Raw genomic sequence first — 12,382 nt, forward strand, 5'->3', positions numbered from 1 at the left:
GGATGCGACCCGAAGCATCCCGGACCTCCCGTGCGCCCCTGCGCGCGCCGCGCTCCTCGCGTGTGCTCCGCTCGGTCGCGCTGCTCGCCACGGCGGCCGTCCTCACGGTCCTGTCGGCGTGCTCGTCCGCGCCGACCAGCGCCGACACGCCGCATGCCGAGTCGACCGCCGTCCCGACGCCGACGGCGACTCCCGACCCGTTCCCCAAGGAGCCGCTCACCGCATCCACCCGGTACGTCGCCCTCGGCGACTCGTTCGCCGCGGGCATGGGCGGCGGCGACGAGAAGGGGAAGTGCCGGCTGAGCCCGCGCGCCTATCCCACCGTCTTCGCGCGCGACGCCGGCATCGACCTCGTCGTCAACGCGGCCTGCGCCGGAGCGACCACCTCCGACCTCCTGAAGCACCAGCTGATCGCGCTCGATGACCGTACGGACCTCGTGACCGTCAGCATCGGCGGCAACGACCTCGGCGTCGCCGCGATCGCGGGGGACTGCGCGGCGGGCAAGGCCACGGCGTGCCGCAACGAGGTCACGGCCGCCCTCTCGCTGCTGAACGTGCTGCCTGACCGGCTCGACACGGTCTACAGCGCGATCGCGCAGTCCGCGCCCAACGCGCGCATCGTCGTGACCGGCTACACCCTCCTGTACGACGCGTCCGACCCGAATGCACCCGACTTCGGTACGGCGGCGGCGATCAATGCCGCGACGCTCGGGCTGAACGAGGTGATCCGCCAGGCGGTCGACGAACAGAGGGCGGCCGGCAAGGCGATGACCTACCTCCCGGTCGACTTCGCCGGGCACGCGATCGGCGACCGGAGGCCGTGGCTCAACACGACCGGCCCGGACGTCTTCCACCCGACCGGCGCCGGCTACGCCGAGTACGCGAGCCGGCTCATCCAGCTGCTCGGGAAGGCCCACTAGCGGCGAACGCCCCCTGAGGGGGCTCCGAGGACGCTGGTACCCTGGCTGGTGTCCACGTCCCGACCCCTCGAGGGAGTTGACCCACCATCACCGCAACGCCTGAATCGACGACGACCGCCGCGAGCACCACCGAGAACGACGACACGTACGACCTGGTCATCGTGTCCAACCGACTGCCCGTCGACCGGGTGATCGACGAGAGCGGGAACGCCGACTGGCGGCCATCGCCCGGCGGTCTGGTGGCGGCGCTCGAGCCGGTGATGCGGTCGCAGGACGGCATCTGGATCGGCTGGGCCGGCGTCGCGGGGGAGGAGATCGAGCCCTTCGAGGCCGGCGGCATCAACATCCTGCCCGTCCCCCTCTCTGATCAGGACCTGCAGGAGTACTACGAGGGCTTCTCCAACGACACCCTGTGGCCGCTGTATCACGACGTCATCGCGCAGCCGAGCTACCACCGCGAGTGGTGGGAGACCTACGTGAAGGTCAACCGCCGGTTCGCCCAGGCCGCCGCCTCCGTCTCGGCGCCCGGCGCCGTCGTCTGGGTGCACGACTACCAGCTGCAGCTCGTCCCCGCGATGCTGCGCGAGCTGCGGCCGGACCTCGTGATCGGCTTCTTCAACCACATCCCGTTCCCGCCCTATGGCATCTACTCGCAGCTGCCCTGGCGCCGGCAGATCATCGACGGCCTGCTCGGAGCCGACGTGATCGGCTTCCAGCGCGTCGCCGACGCCGGCAACTTCTCACGCGCGGTCCGACTCCTGAAGGGCTTCGAGACGCGCGGCCCCATCATCGAGGTGCCGATCGACACGGACGACCCGGAGGCCGGCTCGCACCGACACGTCACCACCGACCGCCGCGGGGGCCTGGTGCGCACGGTGCTCGCCCGCGCGTTCCCGATCTCCATCGACGCCGACCAGTACCAGGAGCTCGCGAGGAAGCCGGAGATCCAGGCCCGCGCCCGTGAGATCCGCGAGGAGCTCGGCAACCCCGAGAAGATCATGCTCGGCGTCGACCGCCTCGACTACACGAAGGGGATCGGTCACCGGCTCAAGGCCTTCGGCGAGCTGCTCGAAGAGGGCCGGCTGAACGCGGAGGACGTCACGCTCGTCCAGGTCGCCAGCCCCAGCCGGGAGCGCGTCGAGACCTACCGGCAGCTGCGTGACGAGATCGAGCTGACCGTCGGCCGCATCAACGGCGACTACTCCACCCTCGGCCACACCGCGATCGCGTACCTCCACCACGGTTACCCGCGCGAGGAGATGGTGGCGCTGTACCTCGCCGCCGACGTCATGCTCGTCACGGCGCTCCGCGACGGCATGAACCTCGTCGCGAAGGAGTACGTGGCGACGCGGGTGGACGAGGACGGCGTGCTCGTCCTGAGCGAGTTCGCCGGCGCCTCCGACGAGCTCCGGCAGGCGCTCCTCATCAACCCGCACGACATCGAGGGCCTCAAGGAGACCGTGCTGCAGGCGCTCGCGATGCCGCGGCGCGACCGCACGCGGCGGATGCGCGCCCTGCGCAAGAAGGTGCTGACGAACGACGTCGCCCGCTGGTCGGCGTCCTTCCTCGACGCGCTGACCCGCAGCGCGCACGGCGACCACCCGCTGCAGAACCCGCCGGTCAACCGGCGCTGAACCGGCTGGCGCTGAGCCGCATCCCTCGCCCTACTCCCTGCAGGAAAGACGCATGACCGACACCGCTTCGCACCGCCCGCCCGCCTCCGCCATCGCCCTCGCGTCGGCCCTGCAGGAGCTGGCGCGCGCCGACCGACTGCTGCTCGCCCTCGACTTCGACGGGACACTGGCCCCCTTCGTGGACGTGCCGCGAGGCGCCCGAGCGCTGCCCGAGTCGAAGGCCGCGCTCGACCGGCTCGAGCACCTGCCGGACACCTGGGTCGCGTACGTCTCCGGCCGCCCGCTGTCGAGCCTCGAGACCGTCACGGAGGCGGACGAGGACGCGCTGCTGATCGGCTCGCACGGCGTCGAGATCCGCTTCGGCCGCGACGGCGTCTCCCTCGACCTGAGCCCGGAGGAGCAGGAGACCCTGGGGCGGCTCGGCGAGGCGCTGCACGCGCTCGTGGACGACATCCCCGGCACCAAGCTCGAGATCAAGCCGGTCGGCTTCGGCGTGCACTACCGCCTGGTGGCCGCCGAGCGCGGACCGGAGGTCGTCGCCCGCGCCCGCGAGGCCGCGGCGGCGGTCAGCGACGGCCTCACCATCCGCGACGGCAAGGACATCATCGAGTTCTCCGTGCGCGGCGCGAACAAAGGCGACGGCGTCGAGCGCCTGCGCGAGTACACCCACGCGACCGCGGTGCTCTTCGCCGGCGACGACGTGACCGACGAGGACGGCTTCACGGTGCTGCATCCCGAGCGCGGCGACGTGGGCATCAAGGTCGGGACGGGCGAGACGGCCGCGCAGTACCGGGTCGCGGACGAGCGCGCGATCGCCACCCTGCTGGGCCTGCTGGCGCAGGCGCGCGAGGCGCACACGAACTCGTCCACAGACTGACGCCTTCGCGAGCTCTCCCCAGGCAGGGGACGCATGGTCGGAGCGGCATTCGAGACGTCCTAGAGTTGTTCCATGCCAGAAGTCGATTGGAAGCCGCGTTCGCGCGTCGTCACGGACGGGATCGAAGCCACCACCAGCCGCGGGATGCTCCGCGCCGTCGGCATGGGTGATGAAGACTGGGAGAAGCCGCAGATCGGCATCGCCAGCTCCTGGAACGAGATCACCCCCTGCAACCTCTCCCTCGACCGACTCGCGCAGGGCGCCAAGGAAGGCGTCCACGCGGGCGGCGGGTACCCGCTCCAGTTCGGCACCATCTCCGTCTCCGACGGCATCTCGATGGGTCACGAGGGCATGCACTTCTCGCTCGTGTCGCGCGAGGTCATCGCCGACTCGGTCGAGACCGTCATGATGGCCGAGCGCCTCGACGGCACCGTCCTGCTCGCGGGATGCGACAAGTCGCTCCCCGGCATGCTGATGGCGGCCGCCCGCCTCGACCTCTCCGCGGTGTTCCTCTATGCGGGTTCGATCGCCCCCGGCTGGGTCAAGCTCTCCGACGGCACGGAGAAGGACGTCACGATCATCGACTCCTTCGAGGCGGTCGGCGCGTGCAAGGCCGGCAAGATGAGCGAAGAGGACCTCAAGCGCATCGAGTGCGCCATCGCCCCGGGCGAGGGCGCGTGCGGCGGCATGTACACCGCCAACACCATGGCCTCCGTCGCCGAGGCGCTCGGGATGAGCCTGCCGGGCTCGGCCGCGCCGCCCTCGGCCGACCGCCGCCGCGACTACTATGCGCACCGTTCGGGCGAGGCCGTCGTGAACCTTCTCAAGAAGGGCATCACCGCGCGCGACATCCTGACGAAGGAGGCGTTCGAGAACGCCATCGCCGTCGCCATGGCGTTCGGCGGCTCGACCAACGTCGTCCTCCACCTGCTCGCGATCGCGCACGAGGCCGAGGTCGACCTCACCATCGACGACTTCAATCGCATCGGCGACAAGGTGCCGCACATCGGCGACCTGAAGCCGTTCGGCAAGTACGTCATGAACGACGTCGACCGTCACGGCGGCGTCCCGGTCGTCATGAAGGCGCTGCTGGACGCGGGCCTCCTGCACGGCGACTGCCTCACCGTCACCGGCAAGACCGTCGCCGAGAACCTCGCCGAGATCAATCCGCCCGCACCGGACGGCGAGGTCATGCGCTCGCTCGACAACCCCATCCACCCCACCGGCGGCATCACCATCCTCAAGGGCTCCCTGGCCCCCGAGGGCGCCGTGGTCAAGACGGCCGGCTTCGACGCCGAGGTGTTCGAGGGCCCCGCACGGGTCTTCGAGCGCGAGCGTGCCGCCATGGACGCCCTCACCGAGGGCAGCATCAAGGCCGGCGATGTCGTGATCATCCGCTACGAGGGCCCGAAGGGCGGCCCGGGCATGCGCGAGATGCTCGCCATCACCGCCGCCATCAAGGGCGCAGGCCTCGGCAAGGATGTACTACTATTGACGGACGGACGATTCTCAGGCGGCACAACCGGCCTGTGCATCGGCCACATAGCACCCGAAGCGGTGGACGCAGGTCCCATCGCCTTCGTGCGCGATGGTGATCTGATACGGGTCGATATCGCGGCTCGCTCCCTCGACCTACTTGTCGACGAGTCTGAGCTGACCGCCCGCCGTGAAGGCTGGGCGCCTCTTCCCCCGCGCTATACCCGTGGCGTTCTCGCGAAGTTCTCCAAGCTCGTGCGCTCCGCAGCTGAAGGAGCCGTCACCGGGTAGGGGCCGTTCGCACCACCACCCACCACCGCAGTATGTAAGGACTGATGACAGGCATGTCCACGGATGCAACCCCCAGCAGTGTGTTGCCGTCCGCGACGCCGTCCAAGGCGTCGCCCGAGATACTGACCGGCTCGCAGTCGGTCGTCCGCACCCTCGAGCTCCTCGGCGTCACCGACGTCTTCGGGCTCCCCGGGGGTGCCATCCTCCCCATCTACGACGCGATCATGGACTCCACCCGGATCCGTCACATCCTCGTCCGTCACGAGCAGGGCGGCGGCCACGCCGCCGAGGGCTACGCGGTGGCGTCCAACAAGGTCGGTGTCGCCATGGCGACCTCCGGCCCCGGAGCCACCAACCTCGTCACGGCGATCATGGACGCGCACATGGACTCCGTCCCCGTCGTGTTCATCACCGGCCAGGTCTTCTCCACGCTGATGGGCACGGACGCGTTCCAGGAGGCCGACATCGTGGGCATCACGATGCCGATCACCAAGCACTCCTTCCTGGTGAAGGACGTCGAGGACATCCCCGCGACGATCGCGGCGGCGTACCACATCGCCGGCACCGGTCGTCCTGGCCCCGTCCTCGTCGACATCACCAAGGACGCGCAGCAGAACACCGCCCCGTTCGTGTGGCCGCCGAAGGTCGACCTGCCGGGGTACCGGCCGATCACCAAGGCGCACGGCAAGCAGGTCCTGGCAGCGGCCCAGCTGCTCGCCGAGGCCAAGAAGCCGGTGCTCTACGTGGGCGGCGGAGTGATCCGCGCCCGCGCGTCGCAGGAACTGTTCGAACTCGCCGAGGCGACGGGCGCCCCCGTCGTCACCACGCTCACCGCGCGCGGCGCCTTCCCGGACACGCACAAGCAGCACCTCGGCATGCCCGGCATGCACGGGACGGTGCCCGCCGTGCTCTCGCTCCAGGAGTCCGACCTCATCGTGTCGCTCGGCGCGCGGTTCGACGACCGCGTCACCGGCAACACCTCCCTGTTCGCGCCCAACGCGAAGATCGTGCACGTCGACGTCGACCCTGCCGAGATCTCCAAGATCCGTGTCGCCGACGTCCCCATCGTCGGCGATGCCAAGGACGTCATCGTCGATCTGACCGCCGCGTTCCAGGACGCGACCCGCTCGGGCAAGCCCGACCTCGTCGAGTGGTGGACCTACCTGAACGGGCTCCGCGAGGAGTTCCCGCTCGGGTACTCGGCCACCAGCGACGGCCTGCTAGCGCCGCAGTACGTCATCCAGCGGATCGGTGAGCTCACCGGGCCCGAGGGCATCTACACGGCGGGCGTGGGCCAGCACCAGATGTGGGCCGCCCAGTTCATCAAGTACGAGCGCCCCAACTCGTGGTTGAACTCGGGCGGAGCCGGGACGATGGGCTACTCGGTCCCCGCAGCCATGGGTGCGAAGGTCGCCCAGCCGGACCGCGTGGTGTGGTCGATCGACGGCGACGGCTGCTTCCAGATGACCAATCAGGAGCTCGCCACCTGCACGATCAACAACATCCCGATCAAGGTGGCGATCATCAACAACTCGTCGCTCGGGATGGTGCGGCAGTGGCAGACCCTGTTCTACGACGGGCGCTACTCAAACACCGACCTGAACACGGGCCACGACACCGTGCGCGTCCCCGACTTCGTGAAGCTGGCCGAGGCGTACGGCGCCCTCGGCATCCGCGTCACCACGGAGGAGGAGGTCGACGCCGCCATCAAGCTGGCGCTGGAGACCAACGACCGCCCCGTGGTGATCGACTTCGTGGTCAGCGCCGACGCCATGGTGTGGCCGATGGTCCCGCAGGGCGTCAGCAACAGCTACGTCCAGTATGCCCGCGACCACAGCCCGTCGTTCGGAGGGGAGTGACCATGAGCACGCACGTTCTGAGCCTCCTCGTGGAGGACAAGCCGGGTCTGCTGACCCGCGTGGCCGGGCTGTTCGCCCGTCGCGGCTTCAACATCCACTCGCTCGCGGTGGGCACGAGCGAGGTCGACGGCCTTTCGCGCATCACCGTCGTGGTGGACGTCGAGGACCTCCCGCTCGAGCAGGTGACCAAGCAGCTCAACAAGCTGATCAACGTCATCAAGATCGTGGAGCTCGACCCCGCACAGTCGGTGCAGCGCGAGCACCTGCTCATCAAGGTGCGGGTGGACAACTCCACGCGTTCGCAGGTGCTCGAGGCCGTGAACCTCTTCCGCGCCCGCGTCGTCGACGTCGCGACGGATGCGCTGGTGATCGAGGTCACCGGCGACAGCGGCAAGACGCAGGCGCTGCTTAAGGTGCTCGAGCCGTACGGCATCAAGGAGATGGCCCAGTCGGGCCTCCTCGCGATCGGCCGCGGCGGCAAGTCCATCACCGAGCGCGTCTTCCGGAACTGAGCCCGCCGCACGGCGAGCCGACCATTTCACGCACGAACCAACCAGCAAGGAGAAGCAGCAGTGGCTGAGATCTACTACGACAACGACGCGGACCTCTCGATCATCCAGGGCAAGAAGGTCGCCGTCATCGGTTACGGCTCGCAGGGCCACGCGCACGCGCAGAACCTCCGCGACTCGGGCGTCGAGGTCGTCATCGGCCTGAAGGAGGGCTCGAAGTCGAAGCCGAAGGCCGAGGAGGCGGGCTTCCGCGTCCTCAGCGCCTCCGACGCCGCGGCCTGGGCCGACGTCATCGTCATCCTCGCGCCGGACCAGGTGCAGCGTCACCTGTACGCCGACGACATCAAGGACAACCTGCAGGAGGGCAACGCCCTCGTCTTCGGGCACGGCTTCAACATCCGCTTCGGCTACATCGAGGCGCCCGAGGGCGTCGACGTGATCATGGTCGCCCCGAAGGGCCCGGGCCACACGGTGCGGCGCGAGTACGAGGCCGGCCGTGGCGTCCCCGTCATCGTCGCGGTCGAGAAGGACGCGTCGGGCAACGCCTGGCCGCTCGTGCTCTCGTACGCGAAGGCGATCGGCGGCCTCCGCGCCGGCGGCATCAAGACCACGTTCACCGAGGAGACCGAGACGGACCTCTTCGGCGAGCAGGCCGTGCTCTGCGGCGGCGTCTCGCAGCTCGTCCAGTACGGCTTCGAGACCCTGACCGAGGCCGGCTACCAGCCGCAGGTCGCGTACTTCGAGGTGCTGCACGAGCTCAAGCTCATCGTCGACCTCATGTGGGAGGGCGGCATCGCCAAGCAGCGCTGGAGCGTCTCCGACACGGCCGAGTACGGCGACTACGTCTCCGGCCCGCGCGTCATCGACCCGCACGTGAAGGAGAACATGAAGGCGGTGCTCTCCGACATCCAGGACGGCACCTTCGCCAAGCGCTTCATCGCCGACCAGGACGCCGGCGCGCCGGAGTTCCTGGCCCTCCGCAAGAAGGGCGAGCAGCACCCCATCGAGGCCACCGGCCGCGAGCTGCGCAAGCTCTTCGCGTGGAACGCGTCGAACGACGACGACTACGTCGACGGCGAGGTCGCGCGCTGATCGCAGCACGCACCACGCACTAGTCTCAGGGTGCCGCACGCGATGCGCGTGCGGCACCCTTCTGCGTCAGGAGACACATGGGCATCGCCGTCGAGATCGCCGTGCAGGACGTCGTCGGCGTCCGCGTCGCGCTGGCGGGGGGAGCCGACCGGGTCGAGCTGTGCAACGCGCTCGGGATGGGCGGGCTCACGCCCTCCGCGGCCCTGATCGCCGGCGCGGTCGCCGAGGCGCGCGACACGGGTCGTGACGGATTCGTCCACGTGCTGGTCCGCTCGCGCGGCGGCGGGTTCGTCTACGACGCCGACGAGGTGGCGCTGACCGTCGCCGATGTGCGGTTCGCCCGCGAGGCCGGCGCTGCGGGCGTGGTCGTCGGCGCGCTGAACGACAGCGGGGCCGTCGATGCGGAGGCCGTCGCGGCCATCGTCGACGCGGCCGGTCCGCTCAGCGTGACGTTCCATCGCGCGATCGACGTCGCGCCGGACCCGGTGCGTGCGGCGGAGCGGCTGGCGGAGCTCGGCGTCGCGCGCATCCTCACCTCCGGCGGCGCCGAGCGCAGTGTCGACGGCGTCGGGATGCTGCGGCAGCTGACGGACCGCGTGGGCGGCCGGGTGGAGGTGATGGCGGGCGGGGGAGTGCGCGTCGACGACATCCCCGAGATCGTGGCGACCGGGGTGGATGCGGTGCACCTGTCGGCACGCGACGCGGTGCACGGGTCGCCCAGCGGCCCGGGCGGAGGCGCGGCGACCTACGACATCACGGATGCCCGGATCGTCCGTGCGGCGGTGGAGACGGCGAAGCGTCGGCGCTGAGGCGCTCCGCTGAACGTGCGGCTACAGCGCGCAGAACACGCAGAGCGCGATCAGCACGATCTGCAGGATGAGGCGCGGGACGAGGGGCGTCGCGAAGACGCCGAACCGCTCGGTCTTGCCTGCGGCGTAGGCGTTCGCCGGGAAGACCGCCACCAGGAAGACCGCCAGGCAGAGGGCGGCGGGGACGCGCGTGGCCGGGATCAGGAGCCCGATGCCGCCGAGGATCTCGCAGACGCCGGTGAACGCCACCAGGACGCTCGGACGCACTACCCGCAGGGCCGGCGGGACCATCGCCGCCATGCCGCGAGCCGGTCCCGGGACGAAGTGCAGCGTCCCCATCGCGACGAACACCACCGCGAGCAGGATGCGGACGATGAGCTGTGCGATCTCCAGAAGTGTCACCATGCCATCCTCCCCTGCGGTTGTCCACAGGCGGGCGTAACGCGGCGAAAGGCGGGGGTGGCGTCCCGCTAGAGTTAAGCCGTTCCGCGCCCCACCGACCGTGGCGCAGTCCTCCCAAGCCAGCCCTCGCACTCTGTAAGGAACTGCCACGTGACAAAGCCGGTCGTCCTGATCGCCGAAGAACTCTCGCCCGCCACCGTCGACGCCCTCGGGCCCGACTTCGAGATCCGCTCGGTGGACGGGACCGACCGGCCGGCGCTCCTCTCGGCGGTCGCCGACGCCGACGCCATCCTGGTGCGCTCCGCGACCAAGGTGGATGCCGAGGTCATCGCGGCCGCACCGGTGCTGAAGGTGATCGCCCGCGCGGGCGTCGGGCTCGACAACGTCGACATCAAGACGGCGACCAATGCCGGCGTGATGGTCGTCAACGCGCCCACGTCGAACATCATCTCGGCCGCCGAGCTGACGGTCGGCCACATCCTGAGCCTCGCGCGCCACATCCCGGCCGCGCACAACGCGCTCGCGCAGGGGCAGTGGAAGCGCTCGAAGTACACCGGCGTCGAGCTGTACGAGAAGACGATCGGCATCATCGGCCTCGGCAGGATCGGCGCGCTCATCACTGCGCGGCTGCAGTCGTTCGGCACCAACGTCATCGCGTACGACCCCTACGTCACGAGCGCTCGGGCGCAGCAGCTCGGCGTCCAGCTGGTCACCCTCGACGAGCTGCTCGCGCAGTCCGACTTCATCACCATCCACATGCCGAAGACGCCCGAGACGACCGGCATGATCTCCGACGACCAGCTGGCGCTGATGAAGAAGACGGCGTTCATCGTCAACGTCGCCCGCGGCGGCCTGATCGACGAGGATGCGCTCTACCGCGCCCTGACCACCGGCACGATCGCCGGCGCCGGCCTCGACGTGTTCGTCTCGGAGCCGCCGCAGGACTCGCCGCTGCTCGCGCTCGAGAACGTCGTCGTGACACCGCACCTGGGCGCCTCCACCGACGAGGCACAGGAGAAGGCGGGCGTCTCGGTGGCGCGCTCCGTGCGGCTGGCGCTCTCGGGCGAGCTCGTGCCCGACGCCGTGAACGTCGCGGGCGGCGTCATCGACCCGTACGTGCGTCCCGGCATCCCGCTGGTCGAGAAGCTCGGCCAGGTGTTCTCCGGGCTCGCCAGCAGCCCGGTGACGAGCGTCGACGTCGAGGTTCGCGGCGAGCTCGCCGACTACGACGTCAGCGTGCTGAAGCTCGCTGCGCTCAAGGGCATCTTCACCAACATCGTCAGCGAGACGGTGTCGTACGTGAACGCACCGCTTCTCGCCGACCAGCGCGGCATCGAGGTGCGCCTCATCACCGACTCGGTGAGCGAGGAGTACCGCAACCTGATCACCCTGCGCGGCGCGCTCAGCGACGGCTCGCAGATCTCCGTGTCGGGCACCCTGACCGGGCCGAAGCAGATCGAGAAGATCGTCGGCATCAACGGCTACGACGTCGAGGTTCCGGTCGCCGAGCACCTCGTGGTGATGGTCTACGACGACCGCCCGGGCATCGTCGCGGTGTACGGCCGCGAGTTCGGCGAGGCTGCGATCAACATCGCAGGCATGCAGGTCGCGCGGACGTCGGCCGGCGGCAAGGCGCTCAGCGTCCTCACCGTCGACTCACGCGTGCCGGACGGCCTGCTCGAGAAGGTGCGGCTCGCGATCGACGCCGACCTGATGCAGGAGATCGACATCACCGAGTCCTGACCGGTGTCGCGGGTCTTCGGCCGCTGCGGTCGGAGGCCCGCCACGCGTCAGGCGGGGTGAGCGCCGCGTGCGCTCAGACATCGCCGGCGAACCGGCGGATCAGGGCGACCAGGTCGTCGATGTCCGTCTCGTCGCGCAGCACGTTGTTCGCTGCGGGGAGCAGCGCCGTGTTGTAGTACATCCCGTCGCCGATCAGCATGATGGTGCGTGCGACCAGCGGATCGCCCACCGCCTCCTGCAGCACCTCCAGCCAGCGGCGCTGTGCGCGGGCGAGCGCATCCCGGGCCTGAGGGTCGGCTGCCTGCGCGAGCCGGGCGATCGCCACGATCGCGCGCTCGAATCGCGAATCGGTGGGGATCGACGTCCGGAGGAAGTAGTCCACCGGGCCGTCCGGCGCTGCGCGCATCGCGGCGACGTCCTCGTCGATGAGCGCGGCGAAGCGGTCGAGCACGCCCGCCGCCAGGGCCTCTTTGGAGGCGAAGTGGTAGAGCAGCCCGCCCTTGGAGACCCCGGCGCGGGCAGCGACGGCGTCGAGGGTCGCAGCGCGTTCGCTCTGTTCGGCGAGCAGCTCCTCGAAGGCGTCGAGCACGCGGTCGCGGGCGGAGACTGGAGCGCCTGACGGCGTGATCGCAGCAGCTGCGGCGGCCGTGGCCGCCGTGGGCGCGGCGGACTCGCGCGGAGCGGGGGAGGAGGGCGCTGCGGCAGGCGGCATGACCCCATGGTAGCCGCACCGCCTTGATACTGTACCGTCCAGACGGTACAGTAGTGCG

At 69.9% G+C, this 12,382-nt stretch carries 10 protein-coding genes and 1 pseudogene; 9 read left to right on the plus strand and 2 right to left on the minus strand.

All coding sequences use genetic code 11. The annotated features are described in order from the left end of the window. Positions 1–2: 2 nt before the first annotated feature. The 8 genes and pseudogenes from AXZ95_RS08325 (at position 3) to AXZ95_RS08360 (ending at position 9,467) form a co-directional block, all read left to right on the plus strand. The gene (locus tag AXZ95_RS08325; protein ID WP_018190573.1) at positions 3–920 is read left to right on the plus strand and encodes an SGNH/GDSL hydrolase family protein; all 918 of its coding nucleotides are present in this window, start codon (positions 3–5) and stop codon (positions 918–920) included. Between the two features lie 161 nt (positions 921–1,081). Further along, positions 1,082–2,554: an alpha,alpha-trehalose-phosphate synthase (UDP-forming) gene (otsA, locus tag AXZ95_RS08330; protein WP_018190574.1), complete on the plus strand. Its 1,473-nt coding sequence runs from the start codon at positions 1,082–1,084 to the stop codon at positions 2,552–2,554. A gap of 52 nt (positions 2,555–2,606) precedes the next feature. Then, positions 2,607–3,431, plus strand: a complete 825-nt coding sequence (gene otsB / locus AXZ95_RS08335) for a trehalose-phosphatase (RefSeq protein WP_018190575.1) — start codon at positions 2,607–2,609, stop codon at positions 3,429–3,431. 72 nt (positions 3,432–3,503) lie between these two features. Then, the gene (gene ilvD / locus AXZ95_RS08340; RefSeq protein ID WP_018190576.1) at positions 3,504–5,198 is read left to right on the plus strand and encodes a dihydroxy-acid dehydratase; all 1,695 of its coding nucleotides are present in this window, start codon (positions 3,504–3,506) and stop codon (positions 5,196–5,198) included. A gap of 53 nt (positions 5,199–5,251) precedes the next feature. Beyond that, the gene (locus AXZ95_RS08345) at positions 5,252–7,057 is read left to right on the plus strand and encodes an acetolactate synthase large subunit (protein WP_026307134.1); all 1,806 of its coding nucleotides are present in this window, start codon (positions 5,252–5,254) and stop codon (positions 7,055–7,057) included. 2 nt (positions 7,058–7,059) lie between these two features. Next, the gene (gene ilvN, locus AXZ95_RS08350) at positions 7,060–7,569 is read left to right on the plus strand and encodes an acetolactate synthase small subunit (protein ID WP_026307135.1); all 510 of its coding nucleotides are present in this window, start codon (positions 7,060–7,062) and stop codon (positions 7,567–7,569) included. A 45-nt stretch (positions 7,570–7,614) separates the two neighbouring features. Further along, a pseudogene (ilvC, locus tag AXZ95_RS08355) lies at positions 7,615–8,658 on the plus strand (ketol-acid reductoisomerase); the annotation flags it as partial. Positions 8,659–8,735: 77 nt separating this feature from the next. Continuing rightward, positions 8,736–9,467: a copper homeostasis protein CutC gene (locus AXZ95_RS08360; RefSeq protein WP_018190580.1), complete on the plus strand. Its 732-nt coding sequence runs from the start codon at positions 8,736–8,738 to the stop codon at positions 9,465–9,467. 21 nt (positions 9,468–9,488) lie between these two features. Here the strand turns inward: AXZ95_RS08360 and AXZ95_RS08365 are convergent, their stop codons facing one another. Next, entirely contained in the window at positions 9,489–9,872 is a 384-nt protein-coding gene (locus AXZ95_RS08365; protein ID WP_018190581.1) for a DoxX family membrane protein, read from the minus strand. Positions 9,873–10,019: 147 nt separating this feature from the next. Here AXZ95_RS08365 and serA point away from each other — a divergent pair, with 147 nt between their 5' ends. Further along, positions 10,020–11,612 (plus strand): phosphoglycerate dehydrogenase, encoded by a 1,593-nt coding sequence (gene serA / locus AXZ95_RS08370; protein ID WP_018190582.1) that lies wholly within the window; start codon positions 10,020–10,022, stop codon positions 11,610–11,612. Positions 11,613–11,685: 73 nt separating this feature from the next. Here serA and AXZ95_RS08375 read toward each other — a convergent pair whose 3' ends face one another. Further along, positions 11,686–12,324, minus strand: coding sequence for a TetR/AcrR family transcriptional regulator (locus AXZ95_RS08375; protein ID WP_026307136.1), 639 nt, complete (start codon positions 12,322–12,324; stop codon positions 11,686–11,688). Between the last annotated feature and the right edge of the window lie 58 nt (positions 12,325–12,382).

The organism is Leifsonia sp. 115AMFTsu3.1, from assembly GCF_004362795.1.
GTDB lineage: Bacteria > Actinomycetota > Actinomycetes > Actinomycetales > Microbacteriaceae > Leifsonia.